This window comes from Microbulbifer sp. SH-1 (assembly GCF_011326135.1).
GTDB lineage: Bacteria > Pseudomonadota > Gammaproteobacteria > Pseudomonadales > Cellvibrionaceae > Microbulbifer > Microbulbifer harenosus.
In genome coordinates this window covers 3,600,899-3,624,826 of the sequence record NZ_CP046948.1, presented here as the reverse complement: position 1 = coordinate 3,624,826, position 23,928 = coordinate 3,600,899, and the positions used below count along the sequence as shown (strand labels likewise).

General features: G+C 55.1%; 22 protein-coding genes. 20 read left to right on the top strand and 2 right to left on the bottom strand.

The window, feature by feature from the left end:
* From GNX18_RS14945 to GNX18_RS14885, 13 genes are all read left to right on the top strand, one after another.
* A complete protein-coding gene (locus GNX18_RS14945) occupies positions 1–651 on the top strand; it encodes a tetratricopeptide repeat protein (protein WP_166219068.1) in 651 nt (216 codons plus the stop codon).
* A 3-nt stretch (positions 652–654) separates the two neighbouring features.
* Entirely contained in the window at positions 655–933 is a 279-nt protein-coding gene (locus tag GNX18_RS14940) for a hypothetical protein (protein ID WP_166219066.1), read from the top strand.
* Positions 934–1,339: 406 nt separating this feature from the next.
* On the top strand, positions 1,340–2,020 hold the full coding sequence (locus GNX18_RS14935; protein WP_166219064.1) for a MotA/TolQ/ExbB proton channel family protein: 681 nt from the start codon (positions 1,340–1,342) through the stop codon (positions 2,018–2,020).
* Positions 2,021–2,052: 32 nt separating this feature from the next.
* Positions 2,053–2,610, top strand: coding sequence for a biopolymer transporter ExbD (locus GNX18_RS14930; protein WP_166219062.1), 558 nt, complete (start codon positions 2,053–2,055; stop codon positions 2,608–2,610).
* A complete protein-coding gene (locus GNX18_RS14925) occupies positions 2,607–3,128 on the top strand; it encodes a biopolymer transporter ExbD (RefSeq protein WP_166219060.1) in 522 nt (173 codons plus the stop codon). Before GNX18_RS14930 ends, GNX18_RS14925 begins: the two co-directional genes overlap by 4 nt.
* 14 nt (positions 3,129–3,142) lie before the next feature.
* Entirely contained in the window at positions 3,143–4,147 is a 1,005-nt protein-coding gene (locus GNX18_RS14920; RefSeq protein WP_166219058.1) for an AgmX/PglI C-terminal domain-containing protein, read from the top strand.
* A gap of 135 nt (positions 4,148–4,282) precedes the next feature.
* The gene (locus GNX18_RS14915; RefSeq protein WP_138234305.1) at positions 4,283–4,651 is read left to right on the top strand and encodes a hypothetical protein; all 369 of its coding nucleotides are present in this window, start codon (positions 4,283–4,285) and stop codon (positions 4,649–4,651) included.
* Positions 4,652–4,832: 181 nt separating this feature from the next.
* Positions 4,833–5,417, top strand: a complete 585-nt coding sequence (locus GNX18_RS14910) for a hypothetical protein (protein WP_166219056.1) — start codon at positions 4,833–4,835, stop codon at positions 5,415–5,417.
* A gap of 596 nt (positions 5,418–6,013) precedes the next feature.
* The gene (locus GNX18_RS14905; protein WP_166219054.1) at positions 6,014–7,450 is read left to right on the top strand and encodes an RHS repeat domain-containing protein; all 1,437 of its coding nucleotides are present in this window, start codon (positions 6,014–6,016) and stop codon (positions 7,448–7,450) included.
* 83 nt (positions 7,451–7,533) lie between these two features.
* Positions 7,534–11,877, top strand: a complete 4,344-nt coding sequence (locus GNX18_RS19705) for an RHS repeat domain-containing protein (protein ID WP_166219052.1) — start codon at positions 7,534–7,536, stop codon at positions 11,875–11,877.
* Between the two features lie 10 nt (positions 11,878–11,887).
* Positions 11,888–12,274 carry a hypothetical protein gene (locus GNX18_RS14895; RefSeq protein WP_166219050.1) on the top strand — a complete coding sequence of 129 codons (387 nt, stop codon included), beginning with the start codon at positions 11,888–11,890 and terminating at the stop codon, positions 12,272–12,274.
* 516 nt (positions 12,275–12,790) lie between these two features.
* Positions 12,791–13,588, top strand: coding sequence for a LuxR C-terminal-related transcriptional regulator (locus tag GNX18_RS14890; RefSeq protein WP_166219048.1), 798 nt, complete (start codon positions 12,791–12,793; stop codon positions 13,586–13,588).
* 118 nt (positions 13,589–13,706) lie between these two features.
* Complete coding sequence (locus GNX18_RS14885; RefSeq protein ID WP_166219046.1) at positions 13,707–14,501, top strand: LuxR C-terminal-related transcriptional regulator; 795 nt, start codon at positions 13,707–13,709, stop codon at positions 14,499–14,501.
* 321 nt (positions 14,502–14,822) lie between these two features.
* Here the strand turns inward: GNX18_RS14885 and GNX18_RS14880 are convergent, their stop codons facing one another.
* Both GNX18_RS14880 and GNX18_RS14875 read right to left on the bottom strand, forming a co-directional pair.
* Positions 14,823–15,194, bottom strand: coding sequence for a DUF2237 family protein (locus GNX18_RS14880; protein ID WP_371808109.1), 372 nt, complete (start codon positions 15,192–15,194; stop codon positions 14,823–14,825).
* Positions 15,195–15,214: 20 nt separating this feature from the next.
* On the bottom strand, positions 15,215–15,817 hold the full coding sequence (locus tag GNX18_RS14875) for a DUF2939 domain-containing protein (protein WP_166219044.1): 603 nt from the start codon (positions 15,815–15,817) through the stop codon (positions 15,215–15,217).
* A gap of 219 nt (positions 15,818–16,036) precedes the next feature.
* On the opposite strand from GNX18_RS14875, the gene GNX18_RS14870 reads away from it, so the two are divergent.
* The 7 genes from GNX18_RS14870 (at position 16,037) to GNX18_RS14840 (ending at position 23,916) form a co-directional block, all read left to right on the top strand.
* Positions 16,037–16,786, top strand: a complete 750-nt coding sequence (locus GNX18_RS14870) for a hypothetical protein (protein WP_166219042.1) — start codon at positions 16,037–16,039, stop codon at positions 16,784–16,786.
* A 79-nt stretch (positions 16,787–16,865) separates the two neighbouring features.
* Positions 16,866–17,639, top strand: a complete 774-nt coding sequence (locus GNX18_RS14865; RefSeq protein WP_166219040.1) for an RDD family protein — start codon at positions 16,866–16,868, stop codon at positions 17,637–17,639.
* Positions 17,636–18,646, top strand: a complete 1,011-nt coding sequence (locus tag GNX18_RS14860; protein ID WP_166219038.1) for a stage II sporulation protein M — start codon at positions 17,636–17,638, stop codon at positions 18,644–18,646. Before GNX18_RS14865 ends, GNX18_RS14860 begins: the two co-directional genes overlap by 4 nt.
* Positions 18,643–20,241: a DUF4129 domain-containing protein gene (locus GNX18_RS14855; RefSeq protein WP_166219036.1), complete on the top strand. Its 1,599-nt coding sequence runs from the start codon at positions 18,643–18,645 to the stop codon at positions 20,239–20,241. Before GNX18_RS14860 ends, GNX18_RS14855 begins: the two co-directional genes overlap by 4 nt.
* Positions 20,238–21,569, top strand: a complete 1,332-nt coding sequence (locus GNX18_RS14850; RefSeq protein ID WP_166219034.1) for a DUF4350 domain-containing protein — start codon at positions 20,238–20,240, stop codon at positions 21,567–21,569. Before GNX18_RS14855 ends, GNX18_RS14850 begins: the two co-directional genes overlap by 4 nt.
* Positions 21,566–22,591, top strand: a complete 1,026-nt coding sequence (locus GNX18_RS14845) for a MoxR family ATPase (protein WP_166219032.1) — start codon at positions 21,566–21,568, stop codon at positions 22,589–22,591. The genes GNX18_RS14850 and GNX18_RS14845 overlap by 4 nt, the downstream gene beginning before the upstream one ends.
* Positions 22,588–23,916, top strand: coding sequence for a DUF58 domain-containing protein (locus tag GNX18_RS14840; RefSeq protein WP_166219030.1), 1,329 nt, complete (start codon positions 22,588–22,590; stop codon positions 23,914–23,916). The genes GNX18_RS14845 and GNX18_RS14840 overlap by 4 nt, the downstream gene beginning before the upstream one ends.
* Positions 23,917–23,928 lie beyond the last annotated feature (12 nt).

Genomic DNA, 23,928 nt, shown 5'->3' with positions numbered 1-23,928 from the left:
ATGAAACCTTTCCTGAAAAGCTACTTCCGCCTCGCCGCCATCGCCAGCCTCGCCACATTGCTGGCGGCCTGTGGCAGCAATCCATCGCAACCGGATATCGCGGATACCGCCGAACCGGTGCTGGATGAGAACGGTAAGCGTGTGGCGACACCGAATCCTTATTTCGCGGAGCACGCCAGCGTGCCGACCGGCGCGCAGCAGGCCATGTCGCGCGCGCGCGAATTCTTCGATCAACAGCAATTTCAGGCGGCGGAAACCGAGTTGCAGCAGGTGGTGGCGCAGTGGCCGAACCTTTCCGGTGCCTGGCTGAACCTGTCCAAGGTCCAGCTGAAGCTGGCACAGCCCGAGCAGGCCGAAGCGAGCCTGCGCCGTGCGGTGGAGGCCAATGCAAAGAATGTGTTTGCGTGGAATGCACTCGGTGTTTTGCTGCGCGATCAGGGCCGGTTCGAAGATGCCCGTGTGGCTTATGAAAGTGCGTTGGCACAGTGGCCGGATTTCGCCATGGGCCACCGCAACCTGGGTATCCTGTACGACCTGTATCTGCACAAACCGGAACAGGCTTTGCATCACTACCGCGAGGCGAAGGCACTTGAAGAGGCGGAAGACCGGGTGCTGGCGGGCTGGATTGTGGATCTGGAACGGAGAATGTAATTCATGCTGAAACTGTCTCCGCTAATTACTCTGTTATTGTTCGCGCTGTCTTTTGCTGCGACCGCGCAGGAAGAGGGCGAGGTGATCTCGCTGGAATCCACGATTGTGGGCAGCCAGGAGCAACCCAAGGTGTTGTACATCATTCCCTGGAAGCAGGCTGCGAGCCTGGAAAAAATCGAGAGCACCATCCACACCGCCATCGACCACAGTTTCCAGCATCAGGAATATTCAGAACTGAAGCGGGAGATCAAGTTGGTGCAGGAAAGCGAGAACAACAACTGAAAAAAAGCCAATTAACCCAAGGCTAACGAAGTACAAAAATACAAGTTGAAGGCCAAGTGCCGGGGATGAGTTTTTGAAAGCGTCGCAAACAGGGACGTTTGCGACGCAGCGTACAGGGATGTATTCACAGCGGTTTCAAAAACTCATCCCCGGTGCTTGGCCGCCACAGGACCTGCTAAGTCGGTTCCTTCCCAGAATCAACCAAGAATGCCCTGTAAGAAAATCTGGTGGCGGTGCTGCCACCGGGTATTGGTTCGCAAGACACGCCGTAAACCCATCCCTGGGGGCTCTTCCGCGAGGTCCCTCTCGCGGAAGGTCTTGCGAACCAATACCCGGCGTCATCACCTTCACTTCAAAGTTAATTACTTTTACACACTAAAAATCTTTACGTCCCGGAGATTTGACCATGGAGTTTTTCAACACACTGCTGCGCTTCTTCCAGAACGGCGGCGCATTCATGTACCCCATCGCGCTGGTACTGGTGATCGGACTGGCGCTCGTCGTCGAGCGCTGGGTGTTCCTGTCCCGCGCCAAAATGGCCAACCGCCGCGCCTACGGCCAGATACTGCCGATGATGCAGCAGCGCAACTTCGCCGCCGCACTCAAATTCGCGCAGAATGAAAAGGCCCCCATGGGCCAGCTCGTCGCCGCCGGCATTGCAACTGCCCAGCACGCACGCAAAGATGAAAACATCGCAATGGCCATCGAAGAAAGCATCCTCGAAGCCGTGCCGCGCCTGGAAAAACGCACCAACTACCTGGCCACCCTCGCCAACATTTCCACCCTGCTCGGCCTGCTCGGTACCATCATCGGCCTGATCGCCGCGTTTACTGCGGTAGCCAACGCAGAACCGTCCGAAAAAGCCTCCATGCTGTCCTCCAGCATTTCCGTGGCGATGAACACCACCGCCTTCGGTCTGATCGCGGCCATCCCGCTGCTGCTGGCTTACTCCATGCTGCAGAACAAAACCAACGAAATCATCGACAGCCTGGAAATGGCCGGGGTGAAATTCCTCAATCTGATTACCCTGACCCGCGGTCAGAAAGCAGAACAAGCGGCTGCGGCGCGCCAGGCCACTACTGCCTGAGTTCCACTTATATCAGATAAAAAGAGATTGCCATGGCTATCCGACGCAGGCTGGAAACCGATCCGGAGCTGGACATCACCTCGTTCATGAGCCTGATGACCGTTCTGGTCCCCGTATTGCTGCTGAATATGGTGTTTTCCCATATCTCCGTACTGAACCTGAATCTGCCCGGTCTCAGCGACCCGAGCACGACACAGGATCAGAAAGAAAATCAGCAACTGGAATTGGTGCTGCGCGCCCATTACATCGACATCAACTATCCGGCGGGAATTCGCGTGAAGCGTATTTCCAACCGGGACGGCGCGCCGGATTTCAAGCTGGTGTCCGATGTATTGCAGGAAGTGAAGCGCAGCCTGCGCGAGAAAGACATCGACAAGAAAGACCTGGTGATCCTCTCCGAGCCCGGTACACCCTACCGCACGTTGGTAAGCGCCATGGACACCGCGCGCTCGTTCCGCGCGGTGGTGGCGGCATCGGTGGTGGATGCGGAACTGTTTCCGCAGATTTCCCTCGGCGATGCCCCCCCTGAAGAAGGGCAGGCGCAGGCCCAACAAGAAAGCGAACAGCAGCTGGCAGGCAACGGACTATGAAAGCGACGATCGGCGGCAAGCTGAAAGGGCGCAAGCAGCGCCGGCATAAGGAGACCAAACTGAACCTGGTCTCGCTGATGGATATTTTCACCATTCTGGTGTTCTTCCTGCTGGTGAATTCTTCCGATGTGGAAGTATTGCAGGCGGACAAGACCATCAAACTTCCGGACTCCACCTCTACACAAAAGCCGGAGACCACCACCATAGTGCGGGTCAATGGCGATCAGTTGCTGGTGGGCAACCGCGTGGTGGCGAAGATTGCGGATATTTCCACGGCGGACGAGCAGATCAAACCACTGCTCGACGAGCTCACCTATCTCGCCAGCCGCGCGGAGCCACTGCCGGAAGACAAGCAGGCGGTGGGCCGCCCGATCACTATCCTCGGTGACGAGGAAGTGCCCTATGCACTGCTGAAGCAGATCATGAACACCTGCGCGGCAGCGGACTACCGGGATATCGATCTCGCGGTCACGCAGACCGCACCGCAGGATCCGGCCGCACCGGCCGCCGGTCAATAAGGGGGAGTTCAGCTATGTCGACGACGACTGCCCCGGCGCTGATGCCCTGGCACTACTACAACGCACTGCTGCCCTGGTCTTCCACCGAAGAAGAGGACCAGCGTTTTGTAAAATTCCTCAAGGCGGGCATGGTCGCCTTTGTGATTGTGGGCGCGCTGTTCACGTTTATTCCGGCTCCGGAGCTGACACGCGAGCAGAAAGAACAGCTGCCGCCGCAACTCGCGCGGGTGATTCTTGAAAAAAAGGAACTGCCGAAACCGGTCGAAAAGCCGAAGCCTAAACCCGTAGAAAAAAAGCCCAAGCCCAAAGAGGTCAAACAGGAAAAGCCAAAGCCCGTCGAAAAGCCGAAACCGGAGCCGGTGAAGACCGTCAAGCCCAAGCCGCTCACGGAAAAAGCGACGGTAGAAGAGGTGACCAAGGCGCGGGAAAAGGCGGCCAATAGCGGCCTGATGCAGCTGCAGGACGACCTGATGGATATGCGCGACAGCCTCGACGTATCCCAGGTGGCCAATGCCAACAGTCTTGCCAGTGGCGCTGCCAACGCGCAGAAGATCGACCGCTCGCTGATTTCCGACAAATCCAAGGCGTCCAGCGGTGGCATCAACACCGGACAGCTGAGCCGCAACACCGGCGGTTCCGCGCTGTCTGGGCGCGAGACGACCCAGGTGGAAGTGGCGGAGGCCACGGCGGCGGCCAAGTCCAGTGCCAAGGAGGCGCGCCGCGAGCGCGGCACCCGCGGCGAGGAATCCATCCGTCAGGTCATGGAAGCCAACAAAGGTGCCATCTTCGCCATCTACAACCGCGCCCTGCGCCAGGACCCAACGCTGGCCGGCAAGGTAACGGTCAAGCTCGTGATCGAGGCCAACGGCACCGTCTCCTCGGTGACCCTGGTTAGCAGCGAGCTCGGCGATGCGGATCTGGAGCGCAAACTGCTGGCGCGTATCGGCCTGATCAATTTCGGTGCCGCCAGTGTGGAAAAATCCACGCTCAACTACTCCATCGACTTCCTGCCGTCCTGAGTGGCGGCAGTGCTCCCGAGAAATGAAAAGAGCATAGTTTGATGACGGCGCCATTTTGCCGGGGCTTTATTGTTGGCCTCTGGCGGAACAGTTAACGTTGCAGACTTCTATCATCAGAAGCAAAAGGATATTGCTATGCCGAAACAGAAGTTTCATGAAATGCATCGAGTTGATAGAGCTATTGATAATTTCGCATCCATCGAAAACCCTACAGAAGCAGATCTCAATCGAGTGGGCACCGTTGCCCAGGTAGAGAGCATACTCGATATTTACAGGGCTGAAGGAATAAACATGTCAGACAGGGAGTTGCTCGAAGAAAAGCACGTTTCCCTGCGTCTCGGAAAGCACATGACAGTAGATGGAGATCCGCGACCGCACGAGTTGTGTGACGCTCATGCAATCATATCTGGGGCACACAGAGATGCCGCAAGATTGATGACTCAATTAATGGATGCTGGCTGCCCAAGAACACGAAAGCACTGTCATTTATGCCCGATTGGTTAAGGAAAGCCGTACCACACAGCCAGATACACCGAAGACAATACTATTCGTGGTTCAAAAGATTAATCAATCTCGACACCATCGACACGGATCAAAAGCTAGTTGAAACCCTCAGGTTTGTCGAACACCGCTTGCAATCCGGTACCCTGCCATCTTACATAATGCAAAAGGCATAACGCGCTCAATGACAATTCACAGAATAGTCCGAGATGACCGCTATCTTATTTTTGACATTCCTCACCTTGAAGTGCTGGAGAAACTGGGAAGGGCCTACCCGATTCATATCAAGCGTTCGCCCGTAAAGTATTCAGAAGTTTGGAAAGAGCCTCTACGTTTAGACTTCGGACCCGAAGAAGAGACTATCTACGAAGAGATTCCTGACTTGTCAGTTTATGACGGCCGGATGTTCTTCAGTGTCAAAGCATTCCAAGCGCTTGGTGACGAACTTCGCCAGGATGGGGAGTTCTTACCAGTAACTTACGCCGGCGGATCGGGCTATCTGTTCAATCCCCTCACAATTGCCGAGAATTTCGGAGCGCGGGACGACCGCTTAACAGTACTTAATGAATTCGATGAAGCCCAAAGTATTGGCTTCATCGAAAATAAGCTGCCCGTAGGCACGATGATTTTCCGATCAACTATTAGTGCTTACTACGATGTTTTCTGCACCGATGAACTGAGGCTGGCGGTGGAGAGAGCAGGATTAACCGGCGTCATCTTCCACCCAGATCTCGCAGATATAAGCGGGGGCGCAACGACCGATCATTAGTATGCGTGTTGACAATCCACGGTAATGAAAACCTCAATTGCCTAGATGGCGAAAAATTCTTCTAGCCAGTGATTTTCCTGAAAAACTTTGGGATGCCCTGGCGATATCGGACAGCCCCGATTTAAGCAACTCCGACTATTTCCCAATATTTTTTGCGAGTTCCGCCGGGACCAGATTACCAAGCCGCGAGTAGCGACGTTGGCGATTGTAGAAAGCTTCCATATCAGTCGCAGATAAACTCCCACTTATATTCCACCGCTGATTCCATAATATCAACAGTGAGGCCATGCATGTCGGGGCTTCCTGCGACGATGAACTTATTCCCTTCAAACGCTTACAGAAAAAACTAGTTTACGAAACTCGGAATAGTGCCATAAATAAATTGAGGAATTTACTTCCAAAATTGCGCGCAGGAGTATCCAACCAATAATCTCCATGGAAATCATACGGTGCTGAAGCACCTAATTATACAAGGCACTGTATCGACGCTCTTGCAAGCGAACTATTTCTCACTTGTTGTGGCGCGATTCTATTTGACAAATAAAAAACAGAAATCATAATACAATACCACATAAAAATAGCGAATCAGGGAAGTTATGGACCTAACAGAGGAAAAGGTTACAGGTTTGATACATGTAACCAAGGCGTTTTTTATTGCTTTGCTTCTTTTACCAGCCATTGCTAGTGCAGCGAGTATCAGCGCAGGTTCGGTGTCATCAAGCTGGGGATGCAATGGGGGTAGCTGTGGCGTCACAGGTCAAGTGACGTTATCGGGAAGTTGTTTCTCCATTACCCATGTATGTTCATTTACCACAAATGGGGCCACGTTATCTTCGACAACGGTTATGACTCATCAGGGTGCACAGACCCCTTATTCTATTACCGCTCAAATATTAACCGGAACCAATGTCATCACCATACATTGGGTTGATTTCGCGTATGACCCCAGCACCGGTCGATACGGATACATAGAGAAGTCCAGTTCCATAAGCGTGACCCTGACGGATCAACGCCCAACCATTAGCAGTATTTCCGATCAAACCACGAACGAGGACATTAGCAAAGCAGTGTCTTTTAGCGTGTCCGACAGGGAAACACCGCTTTCGCAACTCGTACTTTCCAAAGCATCGAGCAATACATCTTTACTTCCTCTGAGCAATATAACCTTTAGCGGGACTGGTGGAAGCCGGACTGTCACAGTGCGTCCCGCGGCAAATAAAAGTGGAAGCGGAATAGTCACCATTAAAGTGTCCGATGGAAAAAATATTTCATCTGAAACTTTCCGGCTAACTGTAAATGCTGTGAATGATCCCCCTGCACTATCTAACATCTCGAATCAAACAATGAACGAGGATGGAACGAAATCGGTCTCATTTGGTGTTTCCGATATAGATACCTCCGTCGGGTCCCTTATTCTCAGTGGCAGCTCCAGTAATACATCAGTGGTCCCCTCGGGTGGAATTACCTTTGGCGGCTCCGGCTCCAGCCGGACGGTTACTATAAAACCAAGTAAGAATGCGCATGGAAGCACTGAAGTTACTGTTACCGTCAGTGACGGAAACAGAACTGCCAGCGATGTCTTTTGGTTGACTGTTAATCCGATAAATGATGCACCTGTAATAGGTGCCATTGGCAATAAAACCGTATTAGTCAATACAACCACAGCATTCAATGTATCTATCGCGGATGAGGAGACCGAACCTGCCAGTCTCCAAGTCACGGCCAGTTCAAGTAACACAGCGCTTATTCCAAATGGCGCAATTGCAATGACCAATAATTCATCCGGCAAGCGCATCGCGATAACACCGACGCGGGATGAGATTGGGAACTCCACCATCACAGTCTCAGTAAGCGACGGCGTCGCGAGTGTGAGCAAAAGTTTCAATTTGAAAGTTGAAAACCAAAATGGTTTTGTTAAATATCGGTATGACGCACTAGGAAGACTGGAAGCTGTTACAAACACTGATCATAAGCAAATCGATTACGAATACGATGACGCAGGCAATCGAAAGACCGTAACAGTCAGCAATTAAGTATTTAACGAGCGCAGTGTAGATACCGCATGGATCAGACACGAAATGCGAAAACGTTTTCTGATAGGAAGTTGGAACTAATAATGATTTTGGCGAAACCAGCAAAAACACATAAATTAAATATAAGTCTACCCGGAACCTTAATCTTCTTTGCTCTGAGTTTTGTAATTGGTGCGAGCACCAACACCATTGCTCAGGAGTACGACTACAAGGACCTTCCTATTTTAAATCCAAACCCCGATTTTAACGGAGTGGATGCAACGAGTGGCGTTTTCTTGACTGCCTCTCCATTGATTTTTTCTGTTCCTGCCGCTGGAAACCTAAATTCTTTCAACATGTCTTTTAACGGTCGTAAGGATACGTTTTCTCTTAACGTCTATCTTGATGACAAAACATACATTCCAGATTCTTCTTCCAGTAATGAAAGACATATTAGGGTTCACGTTGGAGGCAAGGACAAACTATTTACCTGTATAAACTATGGCGAGTGCACCCAAGATGTACGCAAAGAGGGGGTACAATTAACTCGTATCAACGAAACTGACTATGCGTTTACAGACAAATCCGGAACTAAATATTCATTCTATCCAATATTTAAGAATTCTTTGCCGGATTGCGCTGTCACAGGAGGTGATGCTGTCGGTTGCAATGCGGCGGAGTATCAAGGGTTTTCATATGTACGAGAAATTTTATACGCAAACGGTGAAAAGCTAACTTACGAACCATTCAGCACTGTTGAAACGATCGGAGGAGCAACGTTTAGTGTAGATACAATCAAGAGTAATCTTGGTTACAGCTTAGCCTTCAAAAACTCAGCGCCAGCGAGCTACCAAAATTACTCAAGACCTGGAATGAACTGGCTACAAAACATCAGAAACCTTGGAAACAAGATAGGGGTTTCTACAACCAAAGTTGAAATTTACCGTGGTACGACGAAGATAAACTCCTTGAACACCGTCCGTAACAAAAACATTTCAACTACACCAAGAACTACATCTGTAGTTCACAAGGATGATATCGGCCGCACCTATGAAGTCAACTTCAAAGGAGGCAGTGTCAATCGGTGTAACCTAGATACTTATGCTGTTGGCTATGGCGGAACAGTAATTCCAACTTTGAATATAGATAACACAGTTACTTTACCAACGCATGTAAAATTACCGAATGGCGTAAACACTTACATTGAGTATCATATGGATGATGCGCAAAAGTGGATATTTTCTGAATCGGCGGGATTAATAGCAACCTCTGTCCCTGTTAAAAAAATTACCCGCCCCCCCTATGTTTGGCAGTATGACAATAAAGAAAATGAAAAAACAATTACCGACCCATATGGGGCGAGGCGCAAAGTAAAATTCAGCTGGATTCATGATGGCTACGATTACGGTTATGTGTTTGAGTGTCCAATGGGACATATTGAAACTCAGATCAATTCATACAAGGATGAGCTGGAGCGTCTAACCAGTTACAACTACTTGGATAATTTGCTGGATTCCGCTTACCTACCAGAATCCAATGGTTACGCCTATGCTTATGATGGCAGAGGAAATCTTACGAAAATCACCCAGATTGCCAAGCCCGGTCAGGGCTTATTAGATCGAGTGATTTTCGAGGCCGAATACCCGTCGGACTGTTCAAATCCCAAAACGTGTAATAAGCCAAAGTGGGTGAAAGACGCCAAGGGCAACAAGACAGATTACACATACTATCCTGTCCACGGCGGCGTAGAAACCGTTACAAAGCCAGCTCAGCCGAACGGAGTTCGACCTGTAACCAGTTATTTCTATGAATCGGTGGACACCGGAGATGGCATTATTTGGCGGAGGAATGAGGTCACCACGTGTGTGGAAGGGAATACTTGCGCGGGGAACGAAAAGGAGCAAGTCATTAGCACTGCTTATTGGGGTCACACCTTTTTACCGGAAAATATAACCACTAAGTCCGGTGACGACAGTGTTTCTGCTACAGAGTCTTTCACATATGACGACGCAGGGCATATGGAGACTGCGACCGACCCTCTTGGGCGAGTAACGCACTATTTTTATGATGCGATTGGCCGCAAAATTGGTGAAATCAGTGAGGATCCGGATGCCACGGGCCCCCAACCCCGTATCGCAAAGCGCACGGCGTACAACAATGCAAGCCAGCCAAGATTAATTGAAACTGGTGTGACCACAGGCACTACCAAGAGTGCACTCACCGAGATGTCTGTGACTAGCTATACAGAAATCGACTATGACGACCTGGGGCGTAAAGCGATAGAAACCGTTGTTTCAGATAAGCAACCCAGCTCTGAGATCGTTTCGATTACGCAGTATTCCTATGATGCTTGGAACCGACTGATCTGCACTGCGGTGAGAATGAATTTTTCTTCTCTACCCGCCGATGCATGCCAGCTGGGGAGTGTCGGAGAGTATGGATATGATCGGATCACTAAAAACGTATATGACGCTGCAGGCCAATTAAAGAAAATATATAAAGCCTACGGTACACCTTTGCAGCAAGTGTATGCTGAGTATCAATACAGCGACAATGGCAAAAAAACCGATATTTTCGATGCAAATAGGAACAAAGCGCATCTGGCGTATGACGCTTATGATCGCCAGACTCATTGGTACTTTCCCTCAAAAATACAAGGGAGTGCAACTCACTCCGTAACCGACTATGAGAAGTACGATTACGACCTCAATGACAACCGCACTTTGTACCGTAAGCGGGACGGTACCGTTCTAACCTATGAGTATGACAATCTGGACCGGGCGAAATGGAAAAAAGTACCTTCTCGTAGCGGCTTGTCTTCTGCACATACCCGTGATGTCTACTACGGCTATGACAATAGAGGTCTATCGTTGCATAGCCGCTTCGACTCACCGTCAGGACAGGGGGTAACTCAGACTTATGACATTTTTGGAAATCTGGAGACCTCGACAATTAACCTGGAAGGTGTTAGTCGAAAAATTACTCATCACTATAAATTGAATGGCATGCGGGATTATGTGACACATCCGGATGGCCAGCGCTTCTACTACGATTACGACAAACTCAACCGGTTGGATCGCATCCGTCACTCCAGTACCGGCACGTTGGCCGATTACGACTACGATCAGTACGGCGCGCTTTCCCAGTTAAATGGCGGAGTCAATACTGATTTTGATTTCGATGGAGTTGGACGTTTAAAGAGCCTGAGTCATGATCTCAACAAAGGCATTTTCGATAACATATTCACTTTCCAGTACAACCCGGCCTCACAGGTATTGAGTGTTGACACTTCAAACATTCAGTACGCTCCCGCTTCCTTGATGAAGAGTGAAAGCTATGACGTTAACGGTCTGAACCAATACACATCGGTTTCGGGTCAGATCTATGGTTACGATGACAACGGCAGTTTGACCTCTGATGGGGATAGCATATATACCTACGATCAGGAAAACCGCCTAGTCAAGGCGACCGCCAGTGACGGCAGCCTGAAGGCAGAACTATGGTATGACCCGTTAGGGCGGCTTTACAAGGTAAGTGGCGCTGCTACAGGGACTACGCACTTTCTATACGACGGTGACGAACTGATTGCGGAGTTTGATGGAATTAGCACCACGGCAAAGCAGCGTTACGTTCACGGTATTTCCCAAGATGATCCTGTCGCCTGGTTTCAGGGAAACGCGGTATCGACGGGCAACCTACGTCATTTGCGCGCTAACCATCAAGGCAGTATTGTCCTAGTATCTGAGGGTACCAATCTGCAGCAGCTGCTTCGCTATGATACTTGGGGCAAGCCAGTATCAGAACACTCTTTCCGGTTTGGTTACACCGGTCAGATCTGGATAGAGGACCTTGAGCTTTGGCATTATAAGGCGCGAATGTACTCATCGAAGTTGGGACGGTTCTTGCAGACTGATCCTATCGGCTACGAAGATCAGATGAATCTTTATGCATATGTGGGAAATGATCCACTGAACTTTTCGGATCCTACTGGTGAGTCGAAGCGGAGAGGTGATGCGGGTACTGCTTTGGCGGAGCTTGTTTTATGGGCAACAGGTTCTGAGTATCAAGAAGAAATTTATCAGAAAAGATTAGATCGTGCTAAAAGCGATATTGACGGAAAGCAGAAGAGACTCCGAGAAAATAAACGGAGAGGTAAGCAAGGAGAGGCAATGACGCGCGCGAGACTTGGCGATAAAATTGCTGGGGAACAAGTCACTTTTAAAACTAAAGATGGTACTCGTACAAGAGCGGACTTTGTAACTAAGGACAAAGAGGTGGTTGAAACTAAAACAGGGGATGCAAAGCTGTCTTCTGGCCAACAAAAGCTTAAGAATGATATTGAAGCAGGTGATGATGTTACACCTGTCGGTCGGAATGCTGAGAACGCCGGTTTCACTCCGGGGGAACCAATCAGAATGAATGGTTGCAGGGTTGATAGGCCCTGTTAGGAGAGTTTAAATGAGCAAACCTCAAGATGTGGTGGTTGATTTTATTGCAAGAGGAAAATCTGACGGCGAATGGTTGATGGTTCTTGTTGAAGAAGGGCCAATCCAAGGTTCTCTTGAAGATTTTTTGTACGGCCTGCAAGATCGCTTATACGATACTATTGATGCCGTGATCGATGGTAAGTTAGCTAAAAAGTTCCCCGAGTCAAAAGGCAAGAATATTGTTATAAGACTTGATTGTTATGATCTTCCTAGATCTGAGATCGAAGAATTTTTTACTGCTTTTTCGAAAGGAGCTTTAAAACCAGATGACTACCAGAAGGCTTTAAGTAATAACAATTTTGTTAAAACAATTAGCTTTGAGATTAGCTTTGATCAAATATTTACCGATAGAACTTGACGCATGTCTAACTTATCGATCTGAGGTTGTTCAGAACTCTGTGCCTAGCATATAGCAAGGTAGGCTGAAGTATTTTCCCGACCAATTTGGAAAGTAGATCGGTGGCATCGCCCGCAATGGAAGAGGGTATTCAAACTTCTGTGTCAGCCCTTTAGCAATATAGATTGAAGTATTTTTCCGGGTAGTTGACCCCAGCATCCCGGTCTTCAAGCTCGGCCCCCCGGGCCAATTGAACAGTCATCGCGGCCAGATCCAACTCCATGGGTTCGGGCTGCGCTCACCTCCCGGCACCACCGAACTTTTCTGCCTTTACTGCCCGACCGTCATTGCGGTCACCTGAAAGTCGCGCGAAGTACGCAAATAACACGGGGGGTAATTGCATTGTCACAGACGCTTCTGGTACAAAAGCCTCACAAATGTGACGTGTGTCGCAATAACCCGATGACTCAGGGGCCGCATCCCCAAAGACGGGCCCGACTGCCGATGCAATAACAACAATTATCCTGGACAGTACCTGTGGCCGACGAGACGCAAACCGGCAAGCCCAGAACCGAGCTGCTCACGGGCGTGTGGGAAAGCCGCCATGAAATGCTGGCACGGAACAGGACAGCGCTTTCCGGATTCCGGATTGACGAACTCATGGGGTGCATCTTCAGCAATGGGCCCTGTTATCACTATGTGTTTGATCTGTTCGATCTGAGCTTTCTGTATGTCAGCCCGCAGCTCGAGCAACACCACGACCTCCGCCTCAATCGCCTCACCTTTCAGGACATTCTCGAACAGATCCATCCCGACGACATGGCGTTTGTGGCCAGCGCTGAGGCCACGGCATTGCGCCTGGTGCGGGAACAGATCGCCCTGGAAAAGATAACCGACTACAAGTTTTCCTACTGCTTCCGCTTCAGGGTGCGCGATGGCAGCTATCGCCTGTTCAATCATCAGTCCATTGTTCTGACCACGGATGATGAAGGCAGGATTGGCAAATCTCTGAATGTACACACGGACATTTCCCACCTGTGTGCGGAAAACAATTACCGCCTCTCCATGATCGGCATGAACGGTGAACCCTCGTACCTCAATATAGAAGTGGATGGCGAGCCCGATACCCTGCAGCCAAGCCAGCCGGTGTTCAGCCAGCGGGAAATTTCTGTTATTCGTCTGATCTCACGCGGTTTTACCAGTCCGGAGATAGCCCGCGAGCTGGCGCTTTCAGAATTTACCATCAAGAACCACCGCAAGCGCATTCTGAAAAAGGCCGGGTGTCAGAACATGGGTCAGCTGTTTGGCAGCTGTATTGTCGAGGGGCTTATCTGATCCCTGCAAACGCCGTATTCTGTTATAGAAGTCTGCTGCTGTTGCCGTCAGTTTCACCGGCGCGGGGTGAAATAGCCGAGCAAACAGGGGACACCACATAATTACAAGGACCATCTCGATGGAACCTGAAGATCTGCAACCGGAAAAAAACCTGATTCATCGCGCCTGGCGCAACGTGCCGGATTTTTTTGCACGGCAGGACATTTCTCTGCCGCACAAGGAAATCGATGAGTTTATTGCTAACACCTTCAGTACCGGTGCCGCCTACTACTATGTGCTGGACTTTCTCAATATCCGGAAGCCGATGCTGGTCAGTAATTCCGTGGAACGGATTCTCGGGCTCGACCCAACTGCCACCACCATTCAATCCATTATTGAGCGGGGTCACCCGGAAGACCTGCCCTTTGCCGCGCGCGCCGAAGAAACCGCGCTCAGGATACTGAACAACCAGATTGGCAGGAAGCAGGTCCGGAATTACAAGATTTCCTACTGTGGACGCCTGCGCACCCGCGATGGCAGTTATCGCATGTTCAATCACCAGGCTCTGGTCCTGGCTACGGATGAAGCCAACCGGGTCGCCAAGGTGCTGAGCATCCACACGGATATTTCCCATATCACCAGCCGCAACAACTACAAGTTGTCACTACTGCATCTGTTCGGTGGCGAGAGTTTTCTCAATATCGACGTGTTCGATGAAAACAACCAGGTGGTCGGCGCGCCGTCCCCGTTCAGCGGACGGGAAATACAGATAGTGCGGATGCTGGCGGAGGGAAAAACCAGTGTGGAAATTGCGGAGATTCTTGGAATTTCACAACACACGGTAAAAAATCACCGGAAAAATATTCTCAAAAAGGCCGACTGCAAAACCACCGGGCAACTGGTATCGAAAGTGCTGGCGGAAGGTCTGGTCTAGCGGGTCGTATGCAATGCTGTGCAAGCGTTGGTCATGCATTAGTTTCGCGGTAGTTTTCCTGAATCCGAACGCCAGTACGGTCGCAAATTGTTGCGCCCATGGATGGGATTTGACTCCAAGGGGCTATTGCCGGCAATACGCATTAAGCGCAAGCTGACTCCTGAGCACGCCGGCCCCTGCGTTCAGGGGCCCCGGTGGGAATGGATACCGCGCTCACCAACAAATTCTCATCCTGTGAGTTGGTTGCAGCCGCAAGGCTGGCTCTGGGCAGGCCAGGATGGTCTGCCGCAGAGCGTTTTCATCAACCGGTTTAGCCGACGTTCAATTCAGATCCGCCGCATACCGGCGCAGCAGCTCCAGAGGAACAATTTCCAGCGCGCGCAGATGGGTGCGTTGCAGATACACCCGGGGCGCCATGTCCGCCTTCTGCGCTTCCAGCCAGCGCGCCGCACATAAACACCAGCGGTCGCCGGGATTCAGTCCGGGAAAGCCAAACTCCTCTACCGGCGCGCTGAGATCGTTGCCGCGCTCGCGGGAAAACTTCAGAAAGTTCTCGGTCACTTCCACACACACGGTGTGGGAGCCGAAATCCTGATCGCTGGTATTGCAGCAGCTGTCGCGGAAAAAACCCGTCAGTGGATCGCTGCTGCAGGGAATCAGTGAGTCGCCGAACACATTTTTCGACTCGTGCATTTCCAGTGTGATTGCCACGTTCACGCCCCCTTCGATTCGTCGTTTATCAGTCGCATGTCCACCAGCCGCCAGCGCAAGCCGCTGCGCTGCATGAACAGTTTTACCTCGGAATTGTCTTCGCGATTACTACAGATCACCTCCACCCGGTTCAGGCCGCGGAAACGCCACTGCCGCAACTGCCAGTGGTGCCGGTGCTCTTCTTCCTGCGCCTGCTCTTCCGGTTGCGGGGCGGGAGAGGCGGCAGGCGGACGGGCGCCGCCGAATACAGCCTCGAGTTCACGCTCGAACTCTTTCCAGTCTTTCTGACCCTGGATCAGTTCGGAAATGCCCCGCGGGCTGATCAGGCTGTCGACCAGGGGACCGAGTAACAGCTCCGCACCGGCGGAAAAGAAACCTCCCAGTTCCGGCGACAGATCGCGCTCCATAGCGGTCCGCACATCCTCCAACAGGCGATTGCGGATATTGCGCCGCAGTTGTGGAAAATCCACATAGCGTTCCATGGTCGCAAGGTCCCGGTGCTGTGCCGCCTCCACTAGTTTGTGGGCGGAGTACCACGGCAGTGCCGCATACACCAGTCCCAGCAGCACAACGACCAGTCCGGCGCGCACCCCCCATCTGCCCATTGCTCATCCCCTGCGTCGCTCGCGTAATGGTGCCAATAGTACCCTCGGCGGGAGGTGGATTACAGACGCTTACATCAGCAGGAATACCACGCCAAAGCGCATAAGAGCTGTGATATGGTTGCAGGCCCTGTTGCCGGAACCGGCCCCCTGCGGAAAACCGGTTGGCGGAGTACTGCCGGCACAATAAAGACAAGAAAGTTCGATCAAGGAATTTCGACCATGAGTGATATCTACAACGCACCCCAGGCTGAGCTGGCGGGCGACGACAGTGGCAATGCGGGTATGGGCTCCATCCCCAAAGCCTTGGCGGGGGACTATCAGGTTGCCATCGGCGATACCCTGAGTGAGGCCTGGGCCAAAACCAAAGGCAACAAAGGCACAGTGTGGCTGGGTGTATTGCTGTATTTAGTGGCCTATATCGGCATTTCCGTGGTGGCCACGCTCATCACCGGCCAATCCTTTACCGACCCGGAGGCCAACGCGGGCCTCGGCGCGATCCTTTCCAATATCATTATTGTCGCCGTCAGTGCACCGCTGGGTGCAGGCATGATGATGATCGGTGTAAAGATCGCCCGCGACGAGCAGGTATCCGGCACCGAGGTGTTTGCGCACTTTGACAAAATCCTGCCCTTGGCGGTGGCCATGGTACTGATGTACATCCTGATGGCTCTGGGCTTTCTCCTGCTGGTCATTCCCGGGATCTACCTGGCGATCGGTTATGTCATGGTCCTGCCGCTGATCGTGGACAAAAACCTCGGTCCCTGGCAGGCGCTGGAACTCTCGCGCAAGGCCGTTACCAAGCATTGGTTCGGGGTCTTCGGTTTTATGATCGTGCTGATGCTGCTGTATTTCGCTGGCTTCCTGGCGCTGATTATCGGCCTGATCTGGGCCATTCCGACCCTGAGCATTGCCTACGGCATCCTCTATCGCAATATGTTTGGCGGCCATGAGGCCAATCCGGAAATCTGATTTCCGCGACGGCGGAGAGGCCCCGAGTGCGGGGCCCCTTCGCCGGTATTTGCCCTCGTTTCCGTTGTAGCAGCTTCCAATGCAGAACTTCTCCGCTCCTTCAGCATCCTCTCCGGGCCACTCTGCGGACGTCGCCGACGACACCGGCCTGGACACCCTCTACGAAATCGAAACCCCCGAAGGGATCGACCTGACGGCACATGTTGCCGGGCCGGTGCCGCGTATCCTGGCCTACTCGGTGGACCTGTTTTACCGCACCCTGATCCTGATCGCACTGGGAATCGCGCTGACGTTTGCCGGCAAAACCGGCGTCGGCGTCTGGCTGCTCGCATCCTTTCTGCTGGAGTGGTTCTACCCGGTTGTGTTTGAAATTTTCCGCGGCGGACAGACCCCGGGCAAACGCGCGTTTGGCCTCGCGGTGGTCAATGACAACCTGACCCCGGTGGGTTGGGGCGCCTCGATCATGCGCAATCTGCTGCGCTTCGCCGATTTTCTGCCATTCGGCTACTGTGCCGGCATGCTCAGTATGACCCTGAGTGGCTGTTTCCAGCGCCTCGGCGACTACGCCGCGGGCACTATTGTTATCTATCGCGAACAGGGGGTGCATGCGACGGCCCTGCCCAATGTCGCGCCCGCACCGCCGCCGCGCGGGCTCAGCCTTGCCGACCAGCAGGCAATCGTCAGCCTCACCGAACGCAGCGGCGTGTTGAGCCAGGCTCGCCAGCAGGAGCTGGCCGATCTTATACAACCGGTCACCGGCAAAAGCGGTGAACCCGGCCTGCGTCAGCTGTTCGCCATTGGCCACTGGCTGCTCGGCGCGCGGGACGGCAAACACCAGGCGGACACGCCATGAAGCAGCGGGAATTTGAGCAGCGCCACGAACCGCTGTGGCAACAGCTGGATAACTGGCTCGCCGGTTACCAGAAGAGCGTGGCACGGAAGGCGGACGCTCCCGAAGGGGCGCCGGTTTTCGACGATATACCCGCAGCCTATCGCTGCCTGTGCCAGCATCTCGCCGTCGCCAAGGAGCGCCAGTACACGGGCAGCCTGGTGACGCGTCTCAACCTGCTGGTAATGGCCTGTCACCAGCGCATCTACCAACAGAAGTCGGTCTCCAGAAACCGCTGGCTGGACTATCTGTTTGCGGGCTTTCCCCGCGCGCTGCGCGCGCAGTCGCGGTTTGTGTGGCTCGCCTGCGCACTTTTTCTCGCGCCTGCGCTGGTGATGGGGCTCGGCAGCTACTGGAACGATGCGCTGATTTACGCGGTGATGTCGCCAGAGCAGGTGGTGCAGATTGAGTCCATGTACGACCCGGGCAACCGCGTGCTGGGCCGCGAGCGCGGCTCCGATTCCGATCTGATGATGTTTGGCTTTTACATCAAGAACAATATCGGTATCGCCTTCCAGATGTTCGCCTCTGGCATTCTTTTCGGACTCGGCTCGATTTTTTTCCTGCTGTTCAACGGTGTGTTTCTCGGCGCGATTTTCGGGCATATCACCCGCGTCGGATTTGTCAGCACCTTCTATCCCTTTGTCATCGGCCACGGCGCCTTCGAGTTGACCGCTATCGTATTCGCCGGCGCGGCGGGGCTCCGCCTGGGCCACGCACTGGTGAGTCCCGGTAATCTGAGCCGCCGCCACGCCCTGCGCGAAGCCGGGCACGACGCCATGAAAATCATGTACGGCACCTTCCTGATGCTGGTTATCGCCGCATTTCTGGAGGCTTTCTGGTCGTCCAGCACCGAAGTGAGCATCGCGGTAAAACTCGCGGTGGGCGGATGTTTCTGGTTGCTGGTGATCGCTTACTGCTGCTTCGCCGGGCGCCGGGATGCCCCAGCGGCGTTGGAGGGCGGGCGATGAATCTCGACCGTCTGCAAGTGCGCGCGCGGCTGCGCTCCAACTGGCAATCCGTGGACCTGGGCATAGTGCTCGCGCGGCGGCATTGGCTGCAGATGACGCTGCTGTGGCTGATCCCGGCGGCACCGCTGTTCGCGTTGATGGCGCTGCTGTTTCCGCACAGTCCCAATCTGGCGATTTTCTGTATCTGGTGGCTGAAACCGCTATTCGAGCGCCTGCCGCTGCTGGTGGTAAGCCGGCAGTTATTTGGCGAACAGATCCATATGCGCGAAGCCTTGTCGCAGTTTCGTCGCGCCAATGGACGCGACTGGTTCGCCTGGCTCAGCTGGCGCCGTCTCTCGTTTACGCGCGCATTCGATCTGCCGGTAACGGTGCTGGAACAAGCCACCGGCCGGGTGCGCCATGCGCGTCTTACCCTCCTGCATCGCAAGACCGCAGGCACCGCCAGCTGGCTGCATATCGTCGGCGCGCATGTGGAAATGATCTTCGGTATAGGTGTTGCGGCACTGGTGTTGCTGATGCTGCCGGAGCAACTGGATATCGACTGGTGGCCGATGCTCATCAACAACGAAAACCTGATGCAGTGGCTCGCTAATGGCATGTCGCTGCTGGTGATGGCAATGGTCGCGCCGTTTTATGTGTGTGCCGGGTTCATGCTTTACATTGGCCGCCGTATTGATCTGGAAGCCTGGGATCTCGAAATTCACTTTCGCAAACTGCGCGCGCGCCTGACATCCGGCCGGAAAGCGGCCACCAACACCCGCCCCGTCACGGCACGCAGCACGTCCACCAGCGCGCTGCTGTGCGCAGCCGCCATCGGTATGTGCACACTGCTGTCGCTGCCACAACCGGCGCTTGCAGACAGGGTCAATCCCGGCGAAGCCCAGCAGTTGATTGACGACACCCTGGCGGGTGACGACTTCCATTTGCGGGAAACAAAAACTGGCTGGCGGATGCGGGAATTCGATGCCCGCAAGTACCGCTTTCCCGATTGGTTTATCGCCTTTATCGAGTGGCTTGAGAGCCTCGGCGACGATGAAGAAGAGCGGGAAAACAATTCCAGTGACGGTGTGTTCTGGCCGTTGATTGCCGGGATTATCGAGTTGATGCTGTGGATTCTCGCGGCCGGTATCTGCGCCTGGCTGTTGTGGAATTACCGCGAGCAATTGCGCGCTTTACTCGGCCAGCGCCCGCGCAGAAAAGCAGCGGAGACCCGGCGCCCCGAAACCCTGTTCGGCCTCGACCTGCGACGGGAAAGCCTGCCGGACGACATTACCGCAGAAGTGCTGCGTCTGTGGCGGGCCGGCGCCGAGCGCGAGGCGCTGGGACTTCTGTACCGCGCCAGCCTGTCGGATCTCATTTCCCGCTACGACTGTCCGTTCCAGGATCACCACACCGAAGCGGAGTGCGCGCACCTGGTGCGCGACGAAGCGCAACAGGACCCGCGCCTGCACCCCGCACTGGTGCAGTTTTTCGGCCTGCTCACAGCTACCTGGCAGCGCCTCGCCTACGCCCACAAGGCGCCGGCGAACGCCCAGCTGGAAGCGCTGTGCGCACAGTGGCAGCAGGTATTCCGCACTGAGGAGACCGCCCGGTGAAACTGAGCCGTATCGCCATCGCCACGACACTGCTGCTGGTTGTTGCCGCCGGCGCCCTGTTTCTGTTTTTTTTCGAACGCTTCAGTGAAGAAGTGGATCTCGGCTATGGTGCCGAGGCGCGGCGCAATCCGTTTCTGGCCGCAGAGCAGTTCCTCGAACGCATCGACATACCCCACCGCCGCGCCGATAACATCGCCGTCGTATCGGCTCTGGATGAGAGCGACGCGCTGTTTCTTGCCAGCTCCAGCCAGATCTACAACAGCGACCGGCTGTGGGAGCTTATGGACTGGATCGAGCGCGGCGGCCAGGCCATTGTGGTGGCCCACAGTAGCGGCGGCGAGCACGAGCAGGATCTGCTGCTGGAAATGCTCGGCCTCGAAGTCGCCACCGGCGACCTGGACCTGTATTTCAATCAGCAGGTGCGGGAGATGTTCGGCGAGGACGCCAGCAAATTGCAGGACAAAACCATCAGCGAGCTGATGCGCGAACACAACCGCAAGCTGGCGGAACCGGAAGCCGGAAGCGAAGACGTTCAAAAAGACGCGGCGGACGCCGGTGACGCGCCCGCGCGCGACCCGGACGTCGACCCCGACCGCCTGATCAACCTCACCAGCGACAGCGGCGCCAGCTACGCGCTTTACTTCAACCCGCACAAGGTATTCACCCACGAGATGATGGATCAGGGTGCGGATACGGACGTAAACGGAAGTCCGTTGCACTGGGTGCCGTTCCAACGTATTTCCACGCAGGCACCGCTGGTGTTCTACGAGTATGGCCGCGGCCGTCTCACACTGATGACCGACGGCGAGCTGTGGCACAACCATCGCATCGGCGAATTCGATCACGCCTACTTTCTCGCGCACCTTGTGGGCGAGCGCAGTCTGGTGATGGTCACCCAGCCCAGGTTTGACACCCTCGGCAACCTGATCAAGCGCTACGCGCTGGAGTTCTTCGTTGCTGCACTGCTCACCATTGCCGCGTGGATCGCCAATCGCAGCCGCCGTTTCGGTCCGTTGATTGCGCCCCCCGCAAGCGCCCGCCGCTCGCTGCTTGAACACATCCGCGCCTGCGGACACTTCTACTGGCGCCACAGTCGCGGCGAGAATCTGTATGAACAGGCGCGCGCGCCGCTGTTGCACAAGCTCTGCGGCCAGCGCCAGAACGCACTGACTGCGGAACAGTGCCGGCAACTCAGCGAGACGGTGGCAGCGCTAACCGGGCTGAGCGCCAGCGATATTTTTCACACCCTGTGGGGGGAAGCGCCCCGCAATGAAGACGACTTTACCGCGCGACTGCGCAGCATTCAGATCATTGAGGCCGCCCTATGAGCGAATCCACCCCGGACCTGGCTCCACAACTGCACTCCGAACCCGACACCAGAAGCGACACCGACGGACACTGGCGGCAGGCCAGCGAGCGGGTGGAGCAACTCCGCCGCCGCATCAACCAGGTGGTCATCGGCCAGCCCGCGGTGGTGGACCAGGTACTGATCGCGCTGCTCGCGGGCGGACACGTTCTGCTGGAAGGCGTGCCCGGGCTCGGCAAGACACTGCTGGTGCGCAGCCTCGCCAGGGGCTTTGGCGGCGACTTCCGCCGCATCCAGTTCACTCCCGACCTGATGCCCGCGGATGTGACCGGTCACGCCATCTATCACATGGCGGAGAGCCGCTTCGAGGTGCGCCGCGGCCCGGTATTCACCAACCTGCTGCTGGCGGACGAGATCAACCGCGCGCCCGCGAAAACCCAGGCGGCGCTGCTGGAGGTGATGCAGGAGCAGCAGGTCACCATCGACGGCGAAACCCATGCCACTCCGCTGCCATTCATGGTGCTCGCCACCCAGAACCCGGTGGAGCAGGAGGGCACCTACCCGCTGCCGGAAGCTGAGCTTGACCGCTTCCTGCTCAAGGTTTTGATCGACTTTCCCAGCCAGCAGGCCGAGGAACAGCTGGCGGCCGCCGCCAGCGGTGGCCACATCGAGCGCGCCCTGCGCGATGGCGTCCAGGCGGTCTTCAATGCCGGCGAGCTGCAGCAACTGCAGGCACTAGTGCCGCAGGTACAAGTGGACCAGCAGGTGCTCAGTTACGCCGTGCGCCTGGTGCGCGCCACCCGCGAATCCTCCCAGTTGCGCCGCGCCGCCGGCCCCCGCGCCAGTATCGGTCTGATCCAGGCCGCCCGCGCCAACGCTCTGATGGAGGGGCGCGATTTCGTACTGCCAGACGACATCAAGAGCATGGCCATACCCGTCATGCGCCACCGGGTGGCGGTATCGCCGGATATGGAGATCGACGGCGAGACCGCCGACTCGGTGCTGGCACAAATCATCGCATCCGTGGAGGCACCGCGGCTGTGAAGCCCTCTCCGTTGCTGATTCGCCTGCTGTTGATTGCCTGCGCCAGCGCGCTCGCGGTAAGCGCCGCGCGCATCTGGTGGCCGCAGGCGGCGGCGCTGCTGGCCAACACCTGGTGGCTGGGATTCGGCGCGCTGACGCTGGCAAGCCTGTTGGATTTCGCCACCGGCCGCCACTGCCGCGGCCTCGACGGCCGGCGGCACCTGCCGGGCAATCTGGCGCTCGGGGTAGAGCAGCGAATCGACCTGAACCTGATCAACACTGGTACCCGTCCGCTCAATCTGCTGGTTACCGACCAGCTACCGGAAGAGCTGCGCGCCCGCAACCTGCCGCTCGCCATTCAGCTGCAACCGCAGCAGGAGATCGTCGCCCACTACACCGCGATGCCGGTGCGCCGCGGACTCGCCGCCTTCGGCCGGCTGGAGCTGCTGGTGCACTCCCCGTGGCAACTGTGGCAGTGCAAGGTACTGGCAGGGGAGCCGCAACAGGTGAAGGTGTACCCGAATTTTCTCGGCATCTCCTCGCTGCAGGCGCTCTCTACCGAACAGACCCTGCGTTTTCTCGGCGTACACCAGCAGCAGCGGCGGGGCGAAGGCCTGGACTTCCGCCAGCTGCGGGAATACCGCCGCGGCGACAGCCAGCGCCAGGTGGACTGGCGGGCCAGCGCGCGCATGCAGAAACTGATCAGCCGCGAGTACCAGGACGAGCGCGACCAGGAAATCATCTTCCTGCTGGACTGCGGCCGCCGCATGCGCGCCCGCGACGGCGATCTGAGCCATTTTGATCACGCCCTCAACGCCCTGCTGCTGTCTGCTTATGTGGCCATTCGCCAGGGCGACGCGGTGGGGCTGCAGTGCTTTGCCGGCAATCAGGGCCGACTGCCACCGGTAAAGGGCGAGGGCGCAATCAACCTGCTGTTGAACCACGTCTACGATCTGCACTCGGGCACCGCACACAGTGATTACACCGCCGCCGCGGAACAGCTGCTGGCACGCCAGCAGCGGCGCGCGCTGGTGATTCTGCTCACCAATGTGCGCGACGAGGACAGCGAAGACCTCACCGCCGCAGTGGCGCAGCTCTCCCGCCACCACCTGGTCATGGTGGCGTGCCTGCGCGAGCGCGCGCTGGACGAACTGCTGGAAAAGCCGGTAGTGGATTTTGACAGTGCACTGCTGAACGGCGCGGGCCGGGATTTTGTGCGCCGCCGCGGCCGCCTGCTCCAGCAGCTGCGCGCGCGCAAAACCATCCTCGCGGATGCCCTGCCGTCGGAAATGCATATGTCCCTGGTGGAAGCCTACTGGCAGCTGAAACGCAGCGGTAAACTCTAAACCCGAGCCCCA